This window comes from Pseudomonas sp. Pseusp3 (genome assembly GCF_047304225.1).
Taxonomy (GTDB): domain Bacteria; phylum Pseudomonadota; class Gammaproteobacteria; order Pseudomonadales; family Pseudomonadaceae; genus Aquipseudomonas; species Aquipseudomonas fluorescens_CD.
On record NZ_JBGLYV010000007.1, the window covers coordinates 79,314 to 104,003 of the forward strand.

Annotated in this window: 26 protein-coding genes and 2 tRNA genes; 10 read left to right on the plus strand and 18 right to left on the minus strand. The window is 58.3% G+C overall.

Annotation, left to right across the window (positions count from 1 at the left end; all coding sequences use genetic code 11):
- Positions 1-41: 41 nt before the first annotated feature.
- The 7 genes from rbsD to ACCD00_RS04425 form a co-directional block, all read right to left on the minus strand.
- Complete coding sequence (gene rbsD / locus ACCD00_RS04395) at positions 42-446, minus strand: D-ribose pyranase (protein WP_413422213.1); 405 nt, start codon at positions 444-446, stop codon at positions 42-44.
- A complete protein-coding gene (rbsK, locus tag ACCD00_RS04400; RefSeq protein ID WP_413422215.1) occupies positions 443-1,360 on the minus strand; it encodes a ribokinase in 918 nt (305 codons plus the stop codon). The genes rbsD and rbsK overlap by 4 nt, the downstream gene beginning before the upstream one ends.
- Before the next feature lie 74 nt (positions 1,361-1,434).
- On the minus strand, positions 1,435-2,454 hold the full coding sequence (locus ACCD00_RS04405) for a LacI family DNA-binding transcriptional regulator (RefSeq protein ID WP_413422217.1): 1,020 nt from the start codon (positions 2,452-2,454) through the stop codon (positions 1,435-1,437).
- Positions 2,455-2,457: 3 nt separating this feature from the next.
- The gene (locus ACCD00_RS04410) at positions 2,458-3,435 is read right to left on the minus strand and encodes an ABC transporter permease (RefSeq protein WP_413422218.1); all 978 of its coding nucleotides are present in this window, start codon (positions 3,433-3,435) and stop codon (positions 2,458-2,460) included.
- Entirely contained in the window at positions 3,432-4,985 is a 1,554-nt protein-coding gene (locus ACCD00_RS04415; RefSeq protein WP_413422220.1) for a sugar ABC transporter ATP-binding protein, read from the minus strand. The genes ACCD00_RS04410 and ACCD00_RS04415 overlap by 4 nt, the downstream gene beginning before the upstream one ends.
- A gap of 55 nt (positions 4,986-5,040) precedes the next feature.
- On the minus strand, positions 5,041-5,997 hold the full coding sequence (locus tag ACCD00_RS04420) for a sugar ABC transporter substrate-binding protein (RefSeq protein WP_413422222.1): 957 nt from the start codon (positions 5,995-5,997) through the stop codon (positions 5,041-5,043).
- 194 nt (positions 5,998-6,191) lie between these two features.
- A complete protein-coding gene (locus tag ACCD00_RS04425) occupies positions 6,192-6,650 on the minus strand; it encodes a hypothetical protein (RefSeq protein WP_413422224.1) in 459 nt (152 codons plus the stop codon).
- 350 nt (positions 6,651-7,000) lie between these two features.
- On the opposite strand from ACCD00_RS04425, the gene ACCD00_RS04430 reads away from it, so the two are divergent.
- The 3 genes from ACCD00_RS04430 to ACCD00_RS04440 all read left to right on the plus strand — a co-directional run bounded on the left by ACCD00_RS04430 (position 7,001) and on the right by ACCD00_RS04440 (position 9,234).
- Complete coding sequence (locus ACCD00_RS04430; RefSeq protein ID WP_413422226.1) at positions 7,001-8,089, plus strand: asparaginase; 1,089 nt, start codon at positions 7,001-7,003, stop codon at positions 8,087-8,089.
- 181 nt (positions 8,090-8,270) lie between these two features.
- On the plus strand, positions 8,271-8,540 hold the full coding sequence (locus ACCD00_RS04435) for a DUF1654 domain-containing protein (protein WP_057396111.1): 270 nt from the start codon (positions 8,271-8,273) through the stop codon (positions 8,538-8,540).
- A gap of 4 nt (positions 8,541-8,544) precedes the next feature.
- A complete protein-coding gene (locus ACCD00_RS04440; protein WP_413422228.1) occupies positions 8,545-9,234 on the plus strand; it encodes an endonuclease in 690 nt (229 codons plus the stop codon).
- A gap of 85 nt (positions 9,235-9,319) precedes the next feature.
- Here the strand turns inward: ACCD00_RS04440 and ACCD00_RS04445 are convergent, their stop codons facing one another.
- A complete protein-coding gene (locus tag ACCD00_RS04445) occupies positions 9,320-9,685 on the minus strand; it encodes an SPOR domain-containing protein (protein ID WP_413422230.1) in 366 nt (121 codons plus the stop codon).
- Positions 9,686-9,935: 250 nt separating this feature from the next.
- Here ACCD00_RS04445 and csrA point away from each other — a divergent pair, with 250 nt between their 5' ends.
- Positions 9,936-10,127: a carbon storage regulator CsrA gene (gene csrA / locus ACCD00_RS04450; RefSeq protein WP_007975691.1), complete on the plus strand. Its 192-nt coding sequence runs from the start codon at positions 9,936-9,938 to the stop codon at positions 10,125-10,127.
- Between the two features lie 190 nt (positions 10,128-10,317).
- On the opposite strand, the gene ACCD00_RS04455 is transcribed toward csrA, so the two are convergent.
- Positions 10,318-10,773 carry a DUF2214 family protein gene (locus ACCD00_RS04455; protein ID WP_413422233.1) on the minus strand — a complete coding sequence of 152 codons (456 nt, stop codon included), beginning with the start codon at positions 10,771-10,773 and terminating at the stop codon, positions 10,318-10,320.
- A 204-nt stretch (positions 10,774-10,977) separates the two neighbouring features.
- Here ACCD00_RS04455 and ACCD00_RS04460 point away from each other — a divergent pair, with 204 nt between their 5' ends.
- Positions 10,978-11,730: a carbonic anhydrase gene (locus ACCD00_RS04460; protein ID WP_413422235.1), complete on the plus strand. Its 753-nt coding sequence runs from the start codon at positions 10,978-10,980 to the stop codon at positions 11,728-11,730.
- Positions 11,731-11,805: 75 nt separating this feature from the next.
- On the opposite strand, the gene ACCD00_RS04465 is transcribed toward ACCD00_RS04460, so the two are convergent.
- A complete protein-coding gene (locus tag ACCD00_RS04465) occupies positions 11,806-12,000 on the minus strand; it encodes a hypothetical protein (protein WP_007993363.1) in 195 nt (64 codons plus the stop codon).
- Positions 12,001-12,251: 251 nt separating this feature from the next.
- Between ACCD00_RS04465 and ACCD00_RS04470 the strand changes: the two genes are divergently transcribed.
- The gene (locus tag ACCD00_RS04470) at positions 12,252-12,458 is read left to right on the plus strand and encodes a hypothetical protein (protein ID WP_413422237.1); all 207 of its coding nucleotides are present in this window, start codon (positions 12,252-12,254) and stop codon (positions 12,456-12,458) included.
- A 224-nt stretch (positions 12,459-12,682) separates the two neighbouring features.
- Positions 12,683-13,333, plus strand: coding sequence for a hypothetical protein (locus ACCD00_RS04475; protein WP_413422239.1), 651 nt, complete (start codon positions 12,683-12,685; stop codon positions 13,331-13,333).
- Positions 13,334-13,676: 343 nt separating this feature from the next.
- On the opposite strand, the gene ACCD00_RS04480 is transcribed toward ACCD00_RS04475, so the two are convergent.
- Together ACCD00_RS04480 and ACCD00_RS04485 are read right to left on the minus strand one after the other, a co-directional pair.
- Positions 13,677-13,898 carry a hypothetical protein gene (locus tag ACCD00_RS04480; RefSeq protein WP_413422241.1) on the minus strand — a complete coding sequence of 74 codons (222 nt, stop codon included), beginning with the start codon at positions 13,896-13,898 and terminating at the stop codon, positions 13,677-13,679.
- 336 nt (positions 13,899-14,234) lie between these two features.
- Complete coding sequence (locus tag ACCD00_RS04485; RefSeq protein ID WP_413422243.1) at positions 14,235-14,891, minus strand: serine protease; 657 nt, start codon at positions 14,889-14,891, stop codon at positions 14,235-14,237.
- Between the two features lie 696 nt (positions 14,892-15,587).
- Here ACCD00_RS04485 and ACCD00_RS04490 point away from each other — a divergent pair.
- Positions 15,588-16,010, plus strand: coding sequence for a winged helix-turn-helix domain-containing protein (locus tag ACCD00_RS04490; RefSeq protein ID WP_413422245.1), 423 nt, complete (start codon positions 15,588-15,590; stop codon positions 16,008-16,010).
- Between the two features lie 496 nt (positions 16,011-16,506).
- Complete coding sequence (locus ACCD00_RS04495) at positions 16,507-16,734, plus strand: hypothetical protein (protein ID WP_413422247.1); 228 nt, start codon at positions 16,507-16,509, stop codon at positions 16,732-16,734.
- A gap of 155 nt (positions 16,735-16,889) precedes the next feature.
- Here ACCD00_RS04495 and ACCD00_RS04500 read toward each other — a convergent pair.
- Positions 16,890-16,966 (minus strand) — tRNA-Val (locus ACCD00_RS04500).
- A 184-nt stretch (positions 16,967-17,150) separates the two neighbouring features.
- Here ACCD00_RS04500 and ACCD00_RS04505 point away from each other — a divergent pair.
- Positions 17,151-18,434: an NAD(P)/FAD-dependent oxidoreductase gene (locus tag ACCD00_RS04505; RefSeq protein ID WP_413422249.1), complete on the plus strand. Its 1,284-nt coding sequence runs from the start codon at positions 17,151-17,153 to the stop codon at positions 18,432-18,434.
- 185 nt (positions 18,435-18,619) lie between these two features.
- On the opposite strand, the gene ACCD00_RS04510 is transcribed toward ACCD00_RS04505, so the two are convergent.
- The 5 genes from ACCD00_RS04510 to ACCD00_RS04530 form a co-directional block, all read right to left on the minus strand.
- Complete coding sequence (locus ACCD00_RS04510; protein ID WP_413422251.1) at positions 18,620-19,591, minus strand: XdhC family protein; 972 nt, start codon at positions 19,589-19,591, stop codon at positions 18,620-18,622.
- A 1-nt stretch (position 19,592) separates the two neighbouring features.
- Positions 19,593-20,831: a c-type cytochrome gene (locus ACCD00_RS04515; RefSeq protein WP_413422253.1), complete on the minus strand. Its 1,239-nt coding sequence runs from the start codon at positions 20,829-20,831 to the stop codon at positions 19,593-19,595.
- 2 nt (positions 20,832-20,833) lie between these two features.
- The gene (locus ACCD00_RS04520) at positions 20,834-21,373 is read right to left on the minus strand and encodes a (2Fe-2S)-binding protein (RefSeq protein ID WP_413422255.1); all 540 of its coding nucleotides are present in this window, start codon (positions 21,371-21,373) and stop codon (positions 20,834-20,836) included.
- A complete protein-coding gene (locus ACCD00_RS04525) occupies positions 21,366-24,197 on the minus strand; it encodes a xanthine dehydrogenase family protein molybdopterin-binding subunit (RefSeq protein WP_413422257.1) in 2,832 nt (943 codons plus the stop codon). Before ACCD00_RS04525 ends, ACCD00_RS04520 begins: the two co-directional genes overlap by 8 nt.
- 415 nt (positions 24,198-24,612) lie before the next feature.
- Positions 24,613-24,689: transfer RNA gene (locus ACCD00_RS04530), tRNA-Asp, on the minus strand.
- Between the last annotated feature and the right edge of the window lies 1 nt (position 24,690).

The following is a 24,690-nucleotide window of genomic DNA, read 5'->3' on the forward strand; positions in this document are numbered from 1 at the left end:
CGCACTCCTTGCGCCGGGAAAATCAAAACGCGGGCCGTCAGTCAAAATGTTACGCCAGCGACCAGCACAATGTTGCAGTACGGCTGGCACTCACCGGTACGAACAATCGCTCTCGCTTGTCGGCTCAGGACCTTGAACTGTTCATGGGTGAGCACCTCGCGCCGACCCAGCGCACCTTCGCCGTCCAGCTCATCCAGTGCGACAAGGGTCGTCGGCTTTTTATCGAAGATTTCCTGAGCCAGCACATGGCTTTCAACCTGCATCTCACTGAGCACCACCTTCAAGGTGCTGACAAAATCCGGAATGCCATGGGTCAAGGCCAGGTCGATCAATTCAACGCCTGGAGGAACCGGCAGCCCTGCATCCCCGATGACGACCCTGTCGCCATGCCCCAATGAGGCGATCAGCCGCGACAGCGCAATGTTAAGCAGTGGGGTCTTTTTCATGGTGTTTTAAACGCCTGCACTTCGCTCAAGGCGGGAATCGAAGGTTGTGCACCGGCACGGGTGACCGACAGCGCTGCGGCCACCTGTCCGAAGCGGATCGCCTGCGCCTCGTCTTTACCCGCGGCCAGCGCCGCAGCAAAACCGCCCACGAACGTATCGCCCGCCGCGGTGGTATCGACAGCCTTTACGGCGGGCGCGGGGAAATGCTCGAAGCGTTGGCCATCGGCAAACAGCGAACCTTGCGCACCGAGAGTGATGATCACCTTGCCGGCGCCCAGGGCAATCAGCCGGGTTGCTGCGGCTTGCGCTGCCTCCAGGGAGTCGACCGCAAGACCGCTCAGGGCCGACGCTTCGCTCTCGTTGGGGATCAGGTAATCGATAGACGCGTACCAGTCCGATGGCAGCGGACGGCTGACCGGTGCCGGGTTGAGGATAACCGTCTTGCCCAGCTCGCGGCCGCGCTTGAGCGCATGGCCAACAGACGCATCGGGCACTTCCAGCTGACAGATGAGCACGTCCGCCGCCTGAATCACCGAATCAAAACGGCCAATGGCTTCAGCGGTCAATGCACCGTTGGCACCGGGGACGATCACGATGGAGTTCTGGCTGCTGTCGTCGACCACAATCAACGCCACGCCGCTGGAACCGTCAACGGTGCTGACTGCCTGGCAATCGATCTGCTCAGCCAACAGCGCACCGCGCAGCGCCTCACCATACGCGTCATTGCCCACGCACCCGATCATCGACACCTCGGCTCCCAGCCGCGCAGCAGCCACGGCCTGATTGGCGCCCTTGCCGCCGGAGACGGTGGCAAACGACTGACCAATCAATGTTTCACCGCCCTTGGGCAAGCGCGGCGCCCGGGTCACCAGGTCCATGTTCAAACTGCCTATTACCACTACTTTTGCTGGCATACATTGCTACTCATCGATTCTGTTTCGGCGGCGCTGTTGGGTCAGCGGCTTTCTGTTTTCAACGGCTCTCTGTTTCAACGGAATTGGGCAAACACGCCGGCCAGCGGCGCAGTCGATTCACGCATGACGATACTCGGCGTCACGATCCGCTGATCGGTCACCAGGTCCGGCGTGGCGATGCGCCGTAACAGCACTTCGGCGGCCATTTCGCCGAGTTGCAGGATCGATTGCCCGACCGTGGTCAACGACGGGTAGACATACCGACTCATCTGGATATCGTCGAAGCCGATCACCGACAACTCGCTTGGTACGCGGATATTGCGCTCGGCGGCGGCCCGCAGTACGCCGATGCCGATCATGTCGTTGGCGGCAAAAATGGCGCTAGGCGGATTGCTTTCCAGCAAAACCGCGGCAGCGCTGTAGCCGCCAGTGCTGGTGAAATCGCTTTCCAGCATGCGCCCGGGAGAGACTTCGACACCCGCCTCTCTCAAGGCCCGGCAATAACCCGCCAGACGCATCTGCGCCACACTGGTGTTTTCCGGCCCGCTGATCGTGGCGATATCCCGATGCCCCAACTCCAGCAGGTGCCTGGTCGCCAGGTACGCGCCGTATTCATGGTCGATGCGCACCAGGTCCGCATCGACACCGTCCAGTCCACGGTCGACGATCACCATGGGTGTGCGCACGCCTTTCAGGCCTTGCGCCAGGCCAATGTCACCGCCGGCCGAGGCGACAATCAGGCCGTCGATGCGTTTTTCCAGCAGCACACGCAGGTAGCTGCGCTGCTTGTCCGGATTGTCGTCGGAGTTGCACAGGATGACGCAGTAACCGTTTCGCTCGCAGTAATCCTCGATACCCCTGGCCAGTTCGGCGAAATACGGGTTGAGGTTGTTGGGGACCAACAGGCCGATGGTCGCCGTGGTTTTGGCCTTGAGTGAACGGGCCACGGCACTGGGAACGTAGTCGAGGGTCTTGATCGCCGCCTCGACCTTGATCCGCACCTCTTTACTGACCGGGCGGGTCTTGTTCACCACATGGGAAACCGTGGTGTAGGAAATGCCCGCCAGGGCTGCCACATCTTTGATAGTCGCCATGACTCAGGTCCGCCGGCTTGCGCGTTGACTGCGATAAGTGTCCAGCACAACCGCCACCACAATCACCGCGCCGGTAATGATGCGCTTGGTCGGCTCGGTTGCCCCGATCTGCGCCAGCCCCGCGGCCAGCACGGAAATGATCAGGACACCAAAAAACGTGCTGATCACCGAGCCGCGGCCGCCCATCAGGCTGGTCCCGCCGATCACCACGGCTGCAATCACTTGTAACTCAAGACCGGAGCCGGCGTTCGGGTCGGCGGCTTCCAGGCGAGAAATCTGGAACAACGCAGCAATACCGGCCAGCAACCCCATCAGGCTGAAGACCAGGATTTTATAGGGTTTTGGATTGATCCCCGCCAGCCGCACGGCCTCTTCGTTGGTACCGATACCGATCAGGTAGCGTCCGAACACCGTGCGGGTCAACACGGCCTGAGCAATGAAAATGATCAGCAACGCAATGATGAACGACGGCGAAATGCCGAAGGCGATCGGATTGGACAACCAGGCGAATGCATCGCCGATGTAGGCCGTGCGCGAGCCGGTCATCTGATACGCCAACCCGCGAGCCATTTCCAGCACGCCCAGGGACACGATGAATGACGGTATCCGCCACGCCACAGTGATCGAACCGGTGATGGTACCGGCGAGCGCCGCGATGGCCATGCCCAGCAGCGCCGCCGGCAGAACGCCCCAGCCCCAGCCAAGAATCGCCACGCTCACGGTCGAGGCCGCCAGCGCCAGCACCGAGCCTACCGACAGGTCGATGCCACCGATGATCAACACGAAGGTCATTCCGACCGCCAACACCATCAGGTCCGGAATCTGGTTCGCCAGGGTGCTGAAAGTATCGTACGAGAGGAAATGACTGCTCAGCACCGAGAACAGCACGATCATCGCCAACAAGGCACCCGCCAGGCCCAGATAGGTGCCCAGGCCGTAGAAGCTGGCATTACGTTTGCCGGCGAAAGAAGCGGTATTCATGGAAGATCCCTAGGCGCGGCTTCAAAGAGCTGCGCATCACGTTTTTGGTAGCCGGCGAAAGCCGCGGCAAGCAACTCATCCTGGGTCCAGCTATCGCGATCGAATGTATCGATCAGGCTTCCTGCCGACAGCACACCGATCCGGTCGCAGATCAACATCAGCTCGCGCAAGTCGCTGGAGACCACCACCAGCGCCTTGCCTTGGCGGGTCAACTCACCGAGCAGGTTGTAGATATCGAACTTGGCGCCGACGTCGATGCCTCGGGTCGGCTCGTCGAACAGCAGCACCGAGCAGTCGCGCTCCAGCCAACGACCGATGACGACTTTCTGCTGATTGCCGCCGGACAGCTCGGACACCAACTGTGCCGGACCGGAGCTGCGAATGCGCATGGCGTCAATCTGACGCTGGGCCAGGGCGCGCTCCTTATCGTTGTCGACAAAGCCCGCGCCGGAGATGCCGGGCATGTTGCCCAAAGCGATATTGGCGCCGATTGACTGCGTCAACAAAAGGCCTTCGCCCTTGCGATCCTCTGTGATCAACGCGATGCCATGCCCGACCGCATCCACTGGCGAGCGAATGCTGACGACTTGCGCCGGCGCGCCCAGGGCGATCGTACCGCTGTCGGCGATATCGGCACCGAAGATCAGTCGCAGCAACTCGGTGCGACCCGCGCCGATCAAACCGGAAATGCCGAAAATCTCACCGGCACGGACTTCGAACGACACGTCGCGAACCTTGTCGGCACGGGACAGGCCCTTGACCGTCAACACCGGAGCGCCGATCTTGCGCACGCCCATATCGATGTGTTCGCCGAGCTCGCGCCCGACCATCAAGGTGACCAGTTGCTCGCTGTTGTAGTTGGCCATCGGTTCGACACAGACCAGGTTGCCATCGCGTAGCACGGCAATGCGCTGCGCGACCCGCGCCAACTCTTCGAGGCGATGGGAGATGTAGATGATCGATACGCCGCGAGCCTGCAGGCGGGTGATCTGCTCGAACAGCATTTCGACTTCGCGCGCAGTGAGCATCGCCGTCGGCTCATCGAGAATCAGCACCTGACAATCGCCAATCAGGTTGCGGGCGATCTCGACCATTTGCTGGTGGCCGATGCCCAGCTCACCGACCAGGGTGTCCGGGTCAATGGCGTCGAGTCCGACCTGAGCCATGGCCTCGATGGCAGCGTTGCGTAACTGCTTGCGACTGATCCAGCCGCCGTTGCTCGGCAGATTGTGGAGAAACAGGTTTTCCGCCACCGACAAGGTCGGCAGCAGGTTGAGTTCCTGCATGACCATGCGGATACCCAGCTCTTCAGCCTGAGCCCGGCTACCCGGGCGGTAGTCCTGCCCTTGAAACTGCATGTGACCGGTGGTCGGCGTGACCAGCCCGCCAATAATCTTCGAAAGCGTGCTTTTGCCTGCGCCGTTCTCGCCAGTCAACGCCAGCACTTCACCGCGCATGAGCGTCAGGTCAATGCCGGCCAGAACCGGTTGGGCGTAGGTCTTGCCGATACCGCTGACCGAGAGGACAGCGTTCGTAGCGCAAGCGGACATAAAAATTCTCCATGCGCCCGTCCGGCTGGACGAGCGCCGTTGCGTCGCCAGAAGCTTACTTGGTAACCAGCTCTACCGGTGTTTCGATCACGCCATTGGCGCCGCCGTCGACCTTGTCGCCCTTGAGAATTTTCAATGCCGTCTCGATGCCGAACACTGCTTGCCTGGCCGCAAACTGGTCTGCCGTGGCCAGCACACGACCATCCTTGAGCATTGGCTGGATGGCGTTGATGTTGTCGTAGCCGACCACTTGCACCTTGCCGGCCTTGCCCGCGGCGCGCACCGCAGACACCGCACCGACCGCCATGCTGTCGTTGCCGGCCAGCAGGGCCTTGGTTTGCGGGTATTCACTGAGAATCGACGCGGCCACCTTGTTACCTTTGTCGATCTCCCAGTCACCGGACTGCAGGGACACGACCTTGATCTGCGCCGCTTCCATCGCATCCTTGAAACCTGCGGTCCGCTGCTGGGCATTGGTGGTGGTGGACACGCCTTCGATGATGCCGACTTCGTCTCCGGCCTTCAGCTGTCTGGCCAGGTAATCGCCCACCAGTCGTGCACCCTTGCGATTGTCCGGGCCCACGAACGGAACGTTGATGTTTTTGCTTTTGACGACGGCGGGGTCCAGCTGGTTATCGATGTTGATCACGGTGATGCCGGCATCGATGGCTTTCTTGATCACCGGAACCATGGCTTTGGAGTCTGCTGGCGCGATGACCAGTGCATTGACCTTGGCCAGGATCATTTGCTCGACGATGCGCGTCTGGCCTGCGGTGTCGGTTTCATCCTTGATGCCGTTGGAGATGAGCTCGAATTCGCCGGAGTGATCCTTCTGGTAGGCCTTGGCGCCGTCCTCCATTGTCAGGAAGAACTCGTTGGCCAGGGATTTCATGACCAGTGCGACTTTCGGTTTTTCAGCAGTTTCGGCAAAAGCCGAAGAGACAGGCAGTGCAGCGGATGCGGCCGCCAGCATAGCGACAGCAAGAAGGCGTCCAGCGAATGGCAGCTTCATGGGTTCACTCCGATCTTATGATTATTGTGAGCAACGCGTGCGCTGGCGTAAGTTCCACGACCCACCGCGATGAATAGTCATCACTAGAGCCGCGCAAACGTTTGCGCGAACCGAACTATGCGAACCCTGCCGCTATTTGTCAACGACCTGAAAAATGCTTTCAGAGATGTTCTGCGAAAAAAACGGCATTCAGCTCATGCCGTGGTGTTGACCACCGATCCCGTGCCAGAACCCTTGGTCAGCTCTTTGATCAGGCTCGCACTCACTTGCAGGATGGCGCCGTTGGTGTCGGCAACCTGCCCCTGAATGGCGGCTACCGCGGTGGTCCTGGCTTCCGGAGTCGGATAGGACGCCGCCTGGGCCTGCGCCAGTTGCTGCTGTTGCTCACGCAATTGCTGTTGCAGCTCCTTCAGTCGTTTAAGCAAGACCTTCACCGCAACGCTGGTGTTGTCGCTCGTTTGCGTTTCGGCCTGTGCGCCGGCACTCCCTCCCAACCCTATTGGGCCCGTTTTAACCCGGGTGCCGCCTTCCTTTGTCCCCTGCGCTTGAGCAGCCACATCCTCTGTCGCATCGCCCAAAGCACGAATGGTGGTCGCAGACTTTCCCCCGATGGTGATGCCCGCGGCATTTGGGAAGCCAATAGTTAACGACATGTGAACTCCTGCAGAAAAAGATCCCTTGAAGGAGCATCGACCGACGCACGCGTTTCTTTAGTCATTAACGACGTTTTGATGCGTTGAAATCTTAAACAGGACTGCCATCCGTTTCGGAGAGCCGAACGCAAAAGCCGAACATGTTCGGCAATCCGAACATCCAGCCTCGAAATCACATCGGACACAAACAGCAATACCATTACAAATCATTAAGTTACGCGTGTTTTTCGATTCAAAGTATTACTGGTACAGATCCTGCTCTTCTCCTCGTACCCCGGCGCTCAGATTCGCCAGGGGCATATCTAGATGAACCTGCATCAGCACCGTCTCACAACTAGAAGAGAAAAATAATGACATCTGCACTCAAGACCTTTGTTCCGGGCGCCTTGGCCCTCCTGCTGCTTCTGCCCACTGCCCTTCAGGCCAAAGAAGCCGAAACCCGACAGAAACTGGCCAACGTGGTGATCCTGGCCACCGGCGGCACCATTGCCGGCGCTGGCGCCAGCGCCGCCAACAGCGCGACCTACCAGGCGGCGAAAGTCGGCATTGAACAGTTGATCGCCGGCGTTCCTGAACTGAGCCAATTGGCTAACGTTCGCGGCGAACAGGTCATGCAAATCGCCTCCGAAAGCATCACCAACGAAAATCTGCTGCAACTGGGTCGCCGCGTAGCCGAGCTGGCCGACAGCAAAGACGTTGATGGCATCGTGATCACCCACGGCACCGACACCCTGGAAGAAACCGCATACTTCCTGAACCTGGTGGAAAAAACCGACAAGCCGATCATTGTCGTGGGCTCCATGCGCCCGGGCACCGCGATGTCCGCCGATGGCATGCTGAACCTGTATAACGCGGTGGCCGTGGCCGGCAGCAAAGATGCACGGGGCAAAGGCGTGCTGGTGACCATGAACGATGAAATCCAGTCGGGTCGCGACGTCAGCAAAATGATCAACATCAAGACCGAAGCGTTCAAAAGTGCCTGGGGTCCGCTGGGCATGGTGGTAGAAGGCAAATCCTACTGGTACCGCCTGCCGGCCAAGCGTCACACCATGGATTCCGAATTCGACATCAAGACCATCAAGAGTCTGCCTGACGTCGAGATCGCCTATTCCTATGGCAACGTCAGCGACACCGCCTACAAGGCCCTGGCTCAGTCCGGCGCCAAAGCCATCATCCACGCCGGCACCGGCAATGGCTCGGTATCGTCGCGAGTGGTCCCCGCCCTGCAAGCCCTGCGCAAGGATGGCGTGCAGATCATCCGCTCCTCCCACGTCAACGCCGGCGGTTTTGTATTGCGCAACGCCGAACAGCCTGACGACAAATACGACTGGGTCGTGGCCAACGACCTGAATCCGCAAAAAGCCCGGGTCCTGGCGATGGTCGCGTTGACCAAAACCAATGACAGCAAAGAGCTGCAACGGATGTTCTGGGAATACTGATTCACCCTCGCCCGACCGGATCCGGTCGGGCACCACGTGCGCCATTCGCCAACCCTGGCGAGTGGCTGCCACTGGATCTGACAAAAAACTCCCTTCGCCTTACGCCAAATGCAACAAACCGTTGTCAGAGGATTTTCTCGATTTTTAAGCAGTTGCGAAATGGCCTACAGTTAAATACTGTATGCACGTACAGCTTAATAAGGAAAACTCCGTGGACACCACCTCTACCTCTCCTGACACCTATGTACGCATGGGCCTGCGCGTTCAGAAAATCATCAACTCTCCCACCGCACAAAAGGCCAGGGCAGCGCTGATCTTCCGCCTTCCTGATGAGCCGGTGGATGAATGGGAACGCTTGCTGGAAGAAATCGACGAGAACGACAACGTCACCCTCGCCTATCGCGACGATGGCGGCGTGCAGATTTTCTGGGTTGTGCCGAAGGAAGATTGAGTCGATGAGTGTCCGCTGGCTTGCTGTGTTGTTTCTGTTTTTTGCCATGGGCGCGCAAGCCGATGCTCCGCGCACGTTCACCGAAGCGAAAAAGGTCGCATGGAAGCTCTACGCCCCCCAATCCACCGAGTTTTACTGTGGCTGCAAGTACACCGGCAACCGGGTAAACCTGGCCGCCTGCGGTTATGTGCCACGTAAAAATGCCAAACGCGCATCCCGCATCGAATGGGAGCATATCGTTCCGGCCTGGCAAATCGGTCATCAACGCCAGTGCTGGCAAGCGGGCGGCCGCAAGAACTGCACCCGCTACGACCCGGTTTACCAGAAGGCCGAGGCTGACTTGCACAACCTGGTGCCCAGCATTGGCGAGGTCAATGGCGATCGCAGCAACTTCAGTTACGGCTGGCTGCCCGAGCAGTCGGGGCAGTATGGCTCCTGCCTGACCCAGATCGACTTCAAGGCCAGGAAGGTCATGCCCCGCCCTTCGATTCGCGGCATGATCGCCCGCACCTACTTCTATATGAGCAAGCAATATGGCTTGCGCCTGTCGAAACAGGATCGGCAACTGTACGAAGCCTGGGATAAAACCTATCCGGTACAGGCCTGGGAGCGCCAACGCAACCAGAGCGTGGCGTGCGTCATGGGGCGCGGCAACGAGTTCGTCGGCCCGGTAGACATGAAGGCCTGCAGCTGAATCCAGGCTACGCCTGAAACCAAAAAGGCCTCGGAACTGAACACCCGAGGCCTTTTAGTTTATTCAACGTCCGCGCTACAGGATGTTATTGAGCGGCCGGACGCTCAAGCACCAGCAATTCGATGTTCTGCTTCTTGGCGCGAGTGAGCGCCGCACGGACTTCATCCTGCTTGGCTTCGGCCTCGGCTTTCGAATTGAACGGCCCCATCAGGATTCGCGTATTGCCATTGTCCTTGACGACGCTGGACATGAAACTGTGCTCGATCAGCCAGCCACTCAAATCGCTGACTGCCTGAGGGGTTTCACCCCGCACTTCAAGCTCCCATTGTGGGCCGGACACTGCCGCAGGTACGGCAGCCATGGCCGGTTTAGGCTTCGGCGCATCCACACTACTGCCCTCGCCGCACCCCGCCAGTGCCAATATCGCGATTACCAGAACCATTTTGCGCACGGCGTTTCCCTCTGAATGCATAAAGCGGCGATTTTAACATCCATGAATACTTAACGAGTGCCGTAAAATGGGATCAAAACTACGAGAATGATGGTTGCGGCCTCTGTATAGTTACGCCTTGGGAATTAATGCTGCATCTGCGCGTCAGAAAGAGGCACCCAAACCGTGAGACTTCGCACTAATCTATACATACCACCGACCTCTGCACTGTCCGAATCAGGTGCCCCACATAGCAATCAAGGAGAAGACCATGCTGATACTCACCCGCAAAGTCGGTGAAAGCATAAACATAGGTGATGACATTACGATCACCATTCTGGGCGTAAGCGGCCAGCAAGTCAGGATCGGCATCAACGCTCCGAAGGACGTTGCAGTGCACCGTGAAGAAATTTATCAGCGCATTCAGGCCGGCCTGACCGCCCCGGAAAAGCCGCAATCCTGAATTCTGTTGCAGTCAGTAGCCAGCCCGTTCGGTCCGGAATCACGGCTGGCTAAAGATTCAGCATCGCATCGCTTCGCTTCCGCTTGCTTTCCCACACAAGCTTCCAGGGGTCGATACTAGCGACAAGCTCAACACCCTGGCTGTCAGACCTTTCTGGTTTGCACCAAGGAAGGACGCGTTCGCTCCGTGGTTAACCGAACATCACGCCACGCGCCATGCCAGTCGCCGCCACCACCATCAACAACACCAGCAGCGCCTCGACATGACTGATCCGTGCAAACAGCTTCGCACGGCCAGTATCGAAAGCCACTTTACGCCCCAGCGCTATCCGCCATTTGATCAACGTCACCATTGGCGCAATTTCCAACAGCAAGATCAGGACGAACAGCGTCATCTTCAGATGAAACAGCGGCTGATGCAGGTAATAGTCCGTGCCTTTCTCGTACCCGCCAAAGGCTCGCATCCCCCCGCTGATCAGCAAGACGACAGCTGAAATACCCCAGATATTGTCCGCTACCAGAACACTGCGCACTTGCGCGGCCCCATCGGCCAAGCGCCGAAAAGCGCTGCCGCGAACCAGCACCGCCCAAAATCCCAAGGCAACTGCCAGAAGATGAACCGCCGCGAGTAACCAGTGAGTCAGCATCGAGAAACTCCTGCCAGATCGAAGTTGTATGAGCCTGTCAGTAGTAGCCCATGAAATGGCTGCTTGCACGGCATCCGTGGACAATGCCCGGAACACAATATGACAGACCAACTAAACTCCACTTCGCTGGTATTGAGCATCCGCGGCAGTACCAGCCCCCAACAGCAACTCACTCCCACCTCATTGAACTGAGTAAACAAAATCATGTGTAAATCATGTGATTCAAGCTCTGCTTCAAACACAACAGGCCGCCGTCGTTTTCTTCAAATTGCCGGATTGAGCGCAGGCGCCCTGCTGCTGACCGGTACTCTGCCCGGCCAGTTCATCCAGGCAGCCGAAAAAGCGACAGCCCCACCAAAACCTCAAAACGTAATCAGTCCCGATATGGCATTGAAAAGACTGATGGAGGGCAATGAACGCTATGTAAGCGGCACTTCCACGACACACGATTTCAAGGCTGAGCGAGAGGCCCTGGTATCCGGTCAAAATCCGTTCGTGGCAGTACTGAGCTGCTCTGACTCGCGGATCGCCCCGGAATACGCGTTCGACACCGCGCGCGGCGATCTTTTCTCCATCCGTGTCGCGGGCAACTTCGTGACCCCGGAAGGCCTGGGCAGTCTTGAATACGGGGTTGCGGTACTTGGCGCCCCGTTGATTCTCGTACTGGGGCATGAGAGCTGCGGCGCCATCGAGGCAGGTATCAAGGCAGTGAAGGATCATACGGTATTCCCGGGCCATATCCCGAAACTGACTGATGCACTCAAGTCGGCTATCGAGACAGTGCTGAAGCAGCCCGGGAGCCTGATGGAAAACGCCACCGCGCAGAACGTCAAAAACACTGTCAACAGCCTGAAACATGCTTCGCCCTTGCTGACCGACGCACAGAGCAAGGGCATGCTGAAGATCGTGGGAGGTATCTATCGCCTGGCGAGCGGCAAGGTAGAACTGATCGCCTGAACCGCAATACGCACGTCGCCCGCATCGGAGTACAACCCCGCATGCAAAGAGCCCAGCGCGGTGGCTGGGCTCTGTTTATCTTCGGTTTTCCATCATTTTGTCAGCAAGGGTTTTGGCCCTCTCGATCAACAGGTTTTGCCTGTCTTCGTGAGTAGCCCCGCCAACAACCGGGGCAGTCAAATTGCTTTCGGCAATCAATGCAGCGCAGAAGTATTGATCCCAAACAGTCTTGTCCACAGATGCCTGCTTGATGATTTGATCGGCGTTCATGGGCGGCTCCTTTCAATGAGGCAGCACTACTAGTTTACGCCGGAATGACAAAGAAACCGGGCTATCACCCACAGTGGCCCGCCATTCGTCGCCTGCGAAAATCCAGCGCAGAAATCACTCGCATCCGTGGCTTGAGGATTGCAAAGTACGCGCGTAGCAGCGCGGGAACGACATGATTCTGACGCCGCAGCCATTCAATCAATGCTTAAGGACTCCAGCGATACGCTTGGTCAGTCACCGGGAGATGTAACGTGTCAACGCTCAACGAAATCGCAATGAACCACGCGAGAATGGCTAAGGAAAAGGCAGCAGAGACGACCGAACTGAGCGAGCGACACCTCCAGATCGTAGGGAGCTTCGAGGTACCGTCCATTGAAGTACAGCAGAACATTCCAATGCACCTGATCGCCGGAGCGCAGGAGGTCCATCTTGCTCATGCGACGGGTTTCTCACTCTGACCTTTCATGAGGCAGGCGAGACCCCGGTCGATGTACCCGACAACAGGTAAGCGAGGGCAGCGCTGGCAATGGAACATGCCATCTGCATGCAACCTGCCTGACCAAATGTTCATAGCGTCCGCACCGATCAAACAATCGGTGCGGCGCTGACCGCCAACGGCGGGATGAATTCAGGACGCGGATGATCGCCGCGAGTCAGTACTTGAAGAACGATTAGCCAAAACGTGGGCACCAATCACAATGAGGCTAGCGGCAATGGCTCGTGCACGACCTACTCCCCATTCAAGCGCGGTGGTCATCGTATCGTTTGGCAAATTATCGTGTGTCTCTTCAAAAACGGGCCACCCGCTTTTGTCGTAAATGCCAATGAACAGTTGCGTTTGTCCCTTGCTGGAAACCCTGGTCTGAACATCAATGACATTGCCGTCCCAAAACACCTCGTCGTGCGACCGACAGTGCAATTCGCAATCCGCCCAGTGCCAAAACCTGGAACTTCTACGCATCATCATTGCGGCCTCCTTTCTGTTCAAGTTTCGACGAGAACAATGGAGGGGAAAAAAATTGGTACGCCATTTCCGGGGTCTCAATTCCCGAAAAGATGCCACTTGTCAGACACTTTTTCGTACGAAATCACCCTGAAAGCCACGCTCTGTCGCCACGCAACACAGAGCATCATCATGGCAAAAGTACTGACCCAAATTACGCTCAAGTTGCCGCGCCTCATGCAGGCAAGCGAATACGGGAAACTGCGGCATGTCGGCAGAAAGGAGCAGGAGATTGCCCCGGGCATCAGCGGTGAACGGAAGATGATGTCAGGCACCCGGCACAGCGACAAGCTGCGCGATCCCGAAGACCTACCGAGCGATACTCGGTGATTGTTTTGTCCAGAGGAGGTTTATGGCATCAGTTTCAAGCATCAGGTTGTTACCGACCCTGAGCCAGAACAGTATGTCGTTAGGCGTTGATACACTGAAAAAGATCCAGTGCCCTGACCCATCGACCTTTTCCTCTACCTCTGCAACGTACAACGCGACCTCGCTTTCGCTAAGTTCCAGGGCATCGGAGATTTCTCGCTGTGTCGGTTTTCTTACGCTGCTCATGGTGAAATCCATTTCTTGAACATAGTGCTCAAAGCATAGCCGCACACCAAAACCTGGTATCTCCACCTGTCGCTTCAGAAAAGTTCGCCATGACAGGTATCGAAACCTGAACCTTCAGCTACTGCGGGGGCATGGTGTCCAATGCCTGCGTGTAAGCATCAATCATCACTTGAAGGGCATTTGACACATGCGGATGTCCAACCCAGCGGTATGAGGCATTTCCAAGCAAGCCGGCAGCCGCGTTGTCCATCAGGCTTTTTACATCAAGCCCGCTGGCGACGGCCGCTCCAAAAATTGCTACAAGCGCTTGCTCAAGTGCAATTTCACGATCGGTGACCATTTCATCTCCTTGACCCGGCTCCATGCCGGCCATAGAAATAAATAGCTCACAAGCAATCAAAGTGCCACTACACCTCGTCGAATCCGGTTACGGAGGTCGGTGCCTGAGCCACCCTCACCTATTGGACTGAACCAAACATAAGGCACCCGCAAAGCAGCTGCCTCTGACCGGATCAATATGGAAAAGAACACGCTGACGGTATCCCCCGGGAAGACCCAGGGCTACGGCAACCCTTTCCACCTGAAGATCACCTTGGGCGCGGCTCTGCGTGAGCCAGGCCGCCCAGCAGAGCGGATCTTGTTTGTCAGACACGACTCATTGTTTGACCGCTGAAAGTTACTTCACCACGTACTTCGCGCCGTGTGGATCGTTGAGTTTTGCCTGCAACATCCCCCACTCGCGCTGAATGATCGAGTAAGGAATAAAGATGCTGAGCCTCTCAGCCCCCTTTACGCCGGGGTGATCGCTCACATCGTTCAGTGTGGTTGAGTAGAAGCCGACATTGATGCCGACAATACAGCCGTCGCTGGCAAGAACCGGCCCACCCGACATGCCCTTGACCAGCGGGGCATCATGAATGGCATAGAGATCACCGCTGTGTTCATCGGCATTGATGAATGGCGTTTGGTACACCTTGCCTTTCCCGGCAGCGGTCATGAGGTAAGGACTCGCCCCAGCGGCAGTTATGCTCTCGCCCACACGCGGTGCGCGCCATGATGGGTAATGGCCGTTGGCCTTGTGCTGGATGAAGACGAGATCGCAGCCTGTGCTGCAACTGTACTTCACGTTGGGGATGAACGGAGTGTGGCGCGTGGTTACGGCGTAGTCCTCGTTCCATTGCACGGCCGAGGCCATGTATAGATACGGCACAGGGAAGCCCGAATAGACTGAAAAATATGAATCATTAGTAGGCCCCGAAAAGTCGGGTTTAACGATGCCGTTGCATCCTGCAGTTACAGCTCCAATTAAAAAGTAGGCCATGATCTTGATCATGATATATCACCGACTTAATAGGGAGAATGTGACTGTTTTTTGTTGTCAGTATTTTGACTTTTATCGGGTTGCAGTACTCCTCGCCACTTGTTCTAGTTCGACGTTTTCATACTTATGGCTGAGATCGCAATGACGCGTATGAATAAATCGCACTAAGGTCAATCGCTTTTCGAACAACTGTAAAAGTTCAAATATTTGGCGCCTGAAAAACATTAAACACGAGGAAATAAAACAAGAGTGGCTATCGTTAATGGCGTCCACCTGAGAGTGGGTCAGAAGGTTTAAACCTTATTCAGGACGAGACAAGGCAAAGAAAAAAGGGGAACCCTTTCGGATTCCCCTTCACACCGTCCAGCAGTGCGGATTTTGTTTGGCAGGCGCGATTGGGCTCGAACTAACGCCCCCTACCCTGTCAAGGCGACCCGAAACGAAGAACCCATCAAGATGATGGAGTGACTTTTCCATGTCACAGCCCTGGTTACCGAACCCCCCATCCAGACGCACTGCGCAGCCAATCCCCCTAACCAAAACAAACGTACGTTCGCGGCTTTTTAAAGATTTTACTAAAGATGAAACGTATCATCAGCGAAATTATCGAGTCAGCCACAAAGTACCCGCGCTTTGATCTGCGCCACCACCCGCCTCAACACCTTCCGAATATCGCTCCTGCCCGGAGCGATGTGTGCGAGCAGGTCCATGAGCCAACGGATGCAAAGAGACAACGCCATCACAATGATCGTAGATAAAAAAACACCAACACCCGCCTTCGACTTGCCAAGCCCTGTTGAAAAAAACAACTCCCTCGAATCACTCATGGCGAACCTGCAACCCTGGTCGTTCAACAAACCAGAATGCTTGCTGATTGGCGATGAAACGACTATCAACCTGACTCCCACGGAATGCATAGTACTGGACTTATTAGCAAGTGGAACTGAACGCGTTGTAAGTAACGAAGAAATCCTTGTAAGGTTAAACAAGGACCCTGGCAACTATAAAGGATTGCGCATGTGCCTAAGCAGGCTACAAGCAAAGTTCAAGAAAGTTACCAAGGGCGATAACCTCTTTCGGCCAGTAAGAAATCGTGGTTACTGCCTCACCCAGGTAATACATCCTGATTGAGCCCGATATCTCAGGGGCATATGGCGCAATGATCGCCCCGGCCTGGCTCACCTACGTGTACTGCTACAAGGGGCCATGGCGGCAAGGGTTCGCCCCGCCAGCCACTTCAGGAGGGGAGCTGCGTTTGACGCAGCTGGCGAGGCAAACGATTAAACGCTAGCTGAATTGCTTAGCCAGGCGCCTTCATCCTGTCTGAATTGGTGCCCACCCTGACCAGTTGCTGGCCATTCAGTAATCCATCTGAAACACACCAGGCCGGGCGAGCGGTCATGACTTTACCCAGCGCAGCGCCAAGTGTCCCGAACACAATCCTGAACAAAATTAACATTGAGTCTGCCGGTGAACGGCAGGCAAGGTCCCGGGAAGACACAGAACCATGGGAAGCCAGTGCACCTGGAGCTTGTCATGGACCAGGCGCTGCGGAAGGTGGCGCTGGAGTGCGTGAAGTCGCCGAAGGTCTACCCACTACTCGCCGAAGATGTGCAAACGCACCCGGATGGACGCCAAGCTACACTGGAACGCAGTGACACCGGACCACCCGACCAAGTCGCTTGTCCAGGCGCAGGACGACTCGAAGGCCTACGATGAGTTGCCGGCCGGTGAGCGCCTTACTTTCCATGAAATCCGCGCGCTCGGTGCCCAGCTGTATGAGCAGCAAGGTTTTGAGCAGGAATACATTCAGGGTCTGATGGGGCACCGAGCATTATCAGCCTGGACACAGTGATGATGAGGTGGCTTACAGGAAGGTGAAGACTGATTTGAAACCTTGAAAAGTGGTTCGTCTTTCCAAATCGATTCCAACGCTTTTCCAAATGACAACAAAAAAGGGCCCACCTTTCGGTGAGCCCTTCCAGACCGCCCAGCAGAGCGGATTTTGTTTGGTAGGCGCGATTGGACTCGAACCAACGACCCCCACCATGTCAAGGTGGTGCTCTAACCAACTGAGCTACGTGCCTGCTGTGAGGCGGCATTCTACGGAATTCCGGAGGGGTGTCAACACCTTTTTTCGAGCTAACCCTATGAATATGCAAAATATTTAATTTCACGGGTACAAAGAAGATTTTCCGGGTGGCTGGCGGCCGATTTTCAACTCGGGTAGGATCAACGCACTCGTAAAATATATTAAACAGAGGCTGCAGGATGGCGAACACCCCCTACCCAGAGTCCTACTACGCCGCATCGGCCAATGCGGTTCCGCCGCGCCCGGCGTTGCAGGATGACGTCGAGACCGATGTCTGTGTAATTGGCGCCGGTTATACGGGGCTGTCCTCTGCCCTGTTCCTGCTGGAGAGCGGCTTCAAGGTCACGGTGCTCGAGGCCGCCAAGGTGGGTTTCGGGGCGTCCGGGCGTAATGGCGGCCAGATCGTCAACAGCTACAGCCGCGATATCGATGTCATCGAGCGCACGGTCGGCCCCAAGCAAGCTCAGTTGCTGGGGCAGATGGCCTTTGAAGGTGGCCGGATCATTCGTGAGCGCGTCGCCAGATACAACATTCAGTGCGACTTGAAGGACGGTGGCGTGTTCGCCGCCATGACTGCCAGGCAGATGGGTCATCTCGAATCCCAGAAGCGCCTGTGGGAACGATTCGGGCATACCCAGCTCGAGCTGATGGATCAACGCCGTATTCGCGAAGTAGTGGCTTGCGATCAATACGTCGGCGGCATGCTCGACATGAGTGGCGGCCATATCCATCCGCTTAACCTGGCGCTGGGAGAGGCCGCAGCGGTGGAATCTCTGGGCGGGACGATTTATGAGCAGTCGCCGGCCATACGCATCGAGCGCGGCGCCACCCCGGTCGTGCACACGCCGCAAGGCAAGGTCAGGGCCAGGTTCATCATCGTCGCCGGCAACGCTTATCTGGGCAATCTGGTGCCGGAACTGGCCGCCAAGTCGATGCCTTGTGGCACTCAAGTGATTACCACCGAGCCACTGGGCGAAGAGCTGGCGAAGGCCTTGCTGCCTCAGGACTACTGTGTCGAGGACTGCAACTACTTGCTCGACTACTACCGTCTCAGCGGCGACAAGCGCCTGATTTTCGGTGGCGGCGTGGTATACGGCGCGCGGGATCCGGCGAACATCGAAGCGATCATTCGACCGAAGATGCTCAAGGCGTTCCCGCAACTCAAGGACGTGAAGATCGATTACGCGTGGACGGGCAACTTCCTGCTGACCCTGTCGCGCCTGCCTCAGGTCGGACGCCTGGGCGACAACATTTACTATTCCCAGGGCTGCAGCGGCCATGGCGTGACCTACACGCACCTGGCGGGCAAGGTCCTGGCCGAAGCCCTGCGCGGCCAGGCCGAGCGTTTTGACGCGTTTGCCGACCTGCCCCACTACCCGTTCCCTGGCGGACAAATGCTGCGCACCCCGTTCGCGGCGCTGGGTGCCTGGTACTATGGATTGCGGGACAAGCTCGGCGTGTGACCGATAGATGCAAAAAGGGCCGCAATGCGCGTGACCCACACTGTAGGAGCGAGCTTGCTCGCGATGGACTCAAGAGCGCTGCGTTTAGCCAGTAAACACGCGTTATCGTTAATGACCATCGCGAGCAAGCTCGCTCCTACAGTGTGGGTCACGCACATGGTGGCCCTTTTTTGTTCAGCGATGTTTTACAACCGGTCCCGCGCGATACCGCTGCGAATCCGCAGGATGTCCGCCAGCACCGCCAGGGCAATCTCCGCTGGCGTCTTGCTGCCCAGGTTCAGCCCAATTGGCGCATGAATCCGCCCCAACTCGACGTCTCCGAGCCCACCAATGCGCCGCAACCGCTCGAAGCGCTTCTGCGAGGTCTGCATGGAGCCCATCACGCCGATATAGAACGCCTCGGTGCGCACCGCCTCCATCATCGCCAGGTCATCGATGCGCGGATCGTGGGTCAAGGCCACCACCGCCGTATCGCTGTGGCAGCCACCATCGGCAATGAACACCGACGGCAGTTGGCGGCGAATCTCCACGTTTTCCAGTACGACGCCCTCCAGCACTTCGTCTCGCGGGTCACACAGAATCACCTCGAACCCCAGGCCCACGGCAAACTCGGCACAGGCCTGAGCGACACTGGAATACCCGGCCAGCAGCAAGCGCTGGGCGGCGCCGACACGCACACGCACCCGATCGATTTCACGCTCGATACGCACACCCTGCTCACGATCATCGAACAGACTGCGCGCACCGCTGATCAAATCAACTTCGCGGATCAACCGGCGTCGACCCAACAGTGCCGACTCCAGTTCGCGCAGGTGCGCCTGCACCTCGCAATCGGCGTCAAGCTTCTCGACCAGCACGTCCAGCACCCCGCCGCACGGCAGGCTGACGCGGGAACGTGGATCGTCGCCTTCACCGTAACGAACAACGCTGACCGACTCCAGGAACGCGCCCTCGGCGACTCGCTCGAGAAAGTCTTCCTCGACACAGCCACCCGACAGCGAGCCAATCCAGTGCCCATCAGTGTTCACCGCCAGCAGCGAGCCCGGTGCGCGCGGTGCCGAGCCATAGGTGGCCAGCACCGTACACAGCCAGATGCGCTGACCGGTCGCCGACCACTCCAGCGCCCGGCGCACGACTTGCAGATCGAGATGCTGCATATCAATGCGCCTTGTGCTCGAGCGGCGGCGCATCGGCCCGCAACTTCTGCACGTCATTCACCGCCAGATCATTCGGCTGACCGCCCCAGCCCTGGCGCAGGTAGTTCAACAGATCCGTGAGTTGCTCGGCGCTCAATTTCTCGGCGAACCCTGGCATCGGCTGCATGCGTTCGAAACCGGAGAATTTTTGCTCACCGATACCGTCATCGATCACCCGCACCAGGTTACGCGGATCTTCCAGGCGCAACGTGGTGTTGCCGCGCATGGCCACGGCGATGTGTGGTTTACCCTCGCCGCCAGGCGCATGGCATCCGGCGCAGACGTTCAAATATTCCTGACGGCCGCGCTGGGCACTTGGGCTCAGCTTGTCCAATGGCACTTCGGTGAGCACTTTCGCCGCTGGTGGCTGATCGCCGAGCAGGAAAGTCGCCATCGCCGCCAGATCCGGATCGTTGAGGCCCTGGGTGCTGTTGTGGAACACCGGGAACATCTCGTTGAACATCGTGCCCTGGGCGCTCATGCCGTGCTTGAGGAACGAGCTCAGGTCCTGATGATTCCAGCCACGAGCCGCCAGGTCAGTGGCCAGCAGGCTTGGCGCCAGATAACCATTGAGAAGGCCACCGGTCATGCGCTTGTCCTGCTGCATGGCACCCGGCAAGCCGCGCGGCGTATGGCATTCGCCACAGTGACCCAGCACGTCGACCATGTACTGGCCGCGCTTCCAGGCTTCGCTCTTGCCCTCGGCAGGCTCCAGCTTCACATCCTTGCCGTACATCATGTTCCAGCCCATCAGGCCCAGGCGCACGTTGAACGGGAAGCTCAGGCTGGTGACCGGCGCTGCACGCTCGATCGGCTCGACGGTTTTCAGGTAGGCATGGATCGCGTCCGAGTCGGCACGAGGCATCAGGTGATACGAGGTGTACGGCATCGCCGGATACAGGTTGGCGCCATCGCGGCGCTTGCCTTCGGTCAGCGCGGCAAAGAACTCGTCATCGCTGTACAGGCCGATGCCGTGCTCTTTGCTCGGGGTGATGTTGGTGCCGTAGATCGTGCCGAACGGCGAAACGATCGGCAGGCCGCCGGCAAAGGGCGCGCCACCCGGTGCGGTGTGGCACGCCATGCAATCGGCGGCGCGGGCGAGGTATTGGCCTTGCTTGACCTGCGCATCATCGGCGTGGGCCAGCAATGCAGGCGCAGCCAGGCCGACCGCCAACGCCAGGCGGCTAAGTAGAAGTTTCATCCTTAACCCTCCTTGACCAGGCCGAGATCGGTCAGCACGTTGCGTGTGGCGCTGTAGTAGCGCACATATCCGGTGCAACGGCAGATGTGATGACCGAGGCTGTCCTCGATGACTTCTTCCAGCTGGCTTTTGACGATGGGCTGACGCTGCAGCTTTTCCACCAGCACGGTCGCGGCATTCACGAAGCCCGGCGCGCAGTAGCTGCACTGGAAGGCGAATTCATCGACGAAGCGCTGCTGGATCGGGTTCAGCTCGGTGACCTTGCCCTGCTCGTCGCGGGTCGCATGGCCTTCGATGGTCCGAACCTTCTTGCCAGCGAAGAAGTGCGCACCGGTGATGCAGGTGCGCACTTCTTCGCTGGTGCCATCCGGGTTGTCGACGATCACCACGCAAGCGTGGCAGATGCCCTGGCCGCAACCCAGGCGCGAACCGGTGAGGTTCTTGTACTCGTGCAGGTAGTCGATCATCGGCAGGTCATCAGGGATGTCCACTGGGCCGACGGATTGACCGTTGAGGGTCAGTTGAAGCGGACGGTTAGCCATTGAGGGCCTCCTTGATGCGTGCAGAAGTGATAGGCAGGTCGCGGACACGTTTACCGATGGCATGGGCCACGGCGTTGCCGATGGCACCGACCACCGGGATCATCACCACCTCGGCGATGCCCTTGGACGGGTCGCTCGGCGACAGTGGCGGCAGGATGTCCGCGGTCTGTTTCCACACCGCAACGTGACGCGCCATTGGCAGGCGGTAACGGTTGAAGTTCCAGTCACCCTCCCCCGGCCCGCCCTCATACAGCGGCATCTCTTCCATCAACGCATGGCCGATGCCCATGGCGATACCGCCCTCGAGCTGGCCCTTGACCAGTTCTTCCACCAGCACCCGACCGCACTCGACCCACGAGTGATGATTGAGCACCGACACTTCTGCCGTACCTTTGTTGACCTTCACTTCCACCAGCGTCGCGACCGGGCTGTAGTAAGTCACTGCCGCGTTGTTCAACTGGGTCGCCGGGTAGGCGATGTTCTGCCGATCCAGCAAATGGAAACCGGCGCTGTTCATCTGCGCCTGCTTGGCCTTTGGCGCACCGTCGCCATACTTGACCGCCAGCCCGTCGAGCGGCAGACGCTCACGCACGCCGTCGATGCTGAATTCAGCCTCGGCCCAGCTCCAGCGGTTGAAGCCATGCACGGTCGCGCCAGTCACCAGCCCGCGCTCGTGGGCACGCTTGGCCAGCATCGCAAACGGCAACGGTTCCATGCCGTTGGCGGTGAGCTTGCCGTCGACCCAATGGGCGTCTTCGCGACGCACCACGTATGGGTTGGCCTGACCGCCATAAGGGCCTTGTCGCCAGATCTCCAGCGCCGCCGGCCACAGGCCGTGGTTGAACAGCACGCGCGCCGCTTCACGGGTGGCGTGGCTGAAGTAGTAGGCGGAGTTGGTCGCCGACGACGCCGAAGCGATTTTGCCGACCCAACGCGGGTTACGCAGGAAGTTGTCCTGCTCGGCCTGGCTCATGATGTAAGGGTTGCCGCCGGTGATCAGCTGCATTTCCTTCCAGTCGGTTTCGCCGGTCTTCACTTCGTGCGCAGGCAGACCGAGGAAGTCGGCCACTACCATCGCTTGTGAAGTGGACATGCCGGTGCCGATCTCGATGCCGATGTGACGCAAGTTGATGCGCCCTTCAGCGGTGAATTCGATGCTGGCCATCGGTGCTTCCGAACCGGTACCGAAGTCTTTCTGGCAGATGGCGAAGCCCACCCCATACCAGTTGTCCGGATCGGCGGCTTCGCGCTGCTGCTTGATCGCGTCGCGGTTTTTCCAGGTGTCGTGGACGGCCGCCTTGTCGAGAATCTCGTGCAGGCGCAACGCACCGGCCGGGATTGCACCCTGGGTGTTTTTCATACCCGAGCGCAGTGCATTCTTGCGGCGCAGCTCAATGGCATCGACGCCGAGGCGATCGGCGATTTCGTCGACCATCATTTCGGTCGACGCCATGCTCTGCAGGGTGCCGTAGCCACGCATCGACCCGGCTTCTACCGCGCGGGAATGGTAAGCGGTGACCTGCAGATCGTTCTGCGGCATGTAGTAGATCGACTGTGCTGCCGTGGCGCCCACTGCAGCCACCGAAGGGCTGTAGTTGATGCGCCCGCCACCGTCGACGCTCATTTCAGCGCGGAAGATCTTGAAGCTGTAGTCGTTCTTGTCCACCGCCAATTGATAGCGAATGTCGAACGGGTGACGCTTGATGCCGCTCTGGAACTGCTCATAGCGGTCGTTGGCCAGGCGCACCGGCACACCGGCGCCGTACAACGCCGCCAGCGCTGCGTAGTAGACGAAGATGTTGTGGTCTTTGGAGCCGTAACCGACGGTATAGCCCGGGTGCATGTTCAGGTTGGCCAGGCCGAAACGCGACGGCGCGATCATTTTCGCGGTTTCGGTCGCTGCTTCCAGCGGGCATTGGGTGGCGACGACGAAATGCAGGGTCTTGGTGGCCGGGTCGTACCAGCCGTTGCCGTTGTCCGGTTCCATGGCGGCCGGTTCGATCGACGGGGTCTTGTAGCGCTCATCGAACACCAGCCAGTTGTCCGGCGGCGCATCGATCTGCTGCTTCATGCGCTCGGCGTAGAACAACCCGCGCTCGGTCAGGTTGCCATGCAGGTTCGGCTGGGAGTTCCACACCGGACGACGGTTTTTCAGCATCGGGAACAGGATCGAGTCCTTGAGGCTGGCGAACTCGTCTTCGTCCGCCGAGGTCGCCCCGCCAACGCGCACGTAACGGAAGCTGCCGTACGGATCGCCTTCGTAGAACGGCACTTTGTCGCCGTAGCGGATTGCCTTGTCATTGAACTTGAGCTTGTTCTTGGCCTGACGGAAACGCTCGAAATCGTTCCAGATCAGGATCGCCACGGGGTGCCCGATAAACATCGGCACCTTGCCGGCCGGCAGCAGTGGATCCGGAGCGTGTTCCTCAGGGAACACGATACCGTCCTTGACCAGGTCTTCGGCGGTAACGATGCGGTCCGGCTGCAACTCGGCACCGAGCCATGACAGATCGATGCCTGCAAAGATGTGGTCGGCCTTGATGGTTTTGAGCAACATGGCGTGGCCTTGTTGCTGCGGCCAGCCCGGCATGTCCTTGGCTCGGATGTCGCGGGCAAAGACTTTGCTGCCGCAGACCTTGGACAAGGCATCGTTACGGGCGCGCGCCTTGCCATTGTTGCCGAGCCACTGCTCGGACGGCACGGTCACGCTGTTTTCCATCAAGGCGGCCAGCGCCTGGCTGCTCAATGGCGTGAGCGTCACGCTCACACCCGCTACCAGCCCGCCCTGAAGGAACGAGCGCCGGGATATATCACGGTTGGACATGGATCATCCTCTGGGCGGTCATGGGGTCCGCCCTTCTGATTATGTACTGGAAATCTCGAGTCTTGCAGAAGCCCTTCTGGACGTGGCAAAGGGCTGTAATGACAGTGCAAAGCTGACCGAAAGGTTAAGTTTATAGACTTACGACCCTGCGGAAAACCAAAAACTGACCAGAAAATCAAAAAAATGCGACTTTTTGGCGCAGTGCATTGAGGGTATCGACGGAAGACGAGAACAAGATTCGCCCTGCCCGAGAACAGGCAAGCAGAAAGGGCTGAGAGGAAAAATACAGGAAGGGAAAAATCAAATTTCAGAAACAAAAAACCCCGGTCTTTCGACCAGGGTCTTTGCTATCGACTCGAAGCAGCTAATGGCTTCTTCGTAGCTCCAAGGCGTTCAGTGGGCCTCGGGGCAGATATGGCGCAGCGGACGGGACTCGAACCCGCGACCCCCGGCGTGACAGGCCGGTATTCTAACCGACTGAACTACCGCTGCG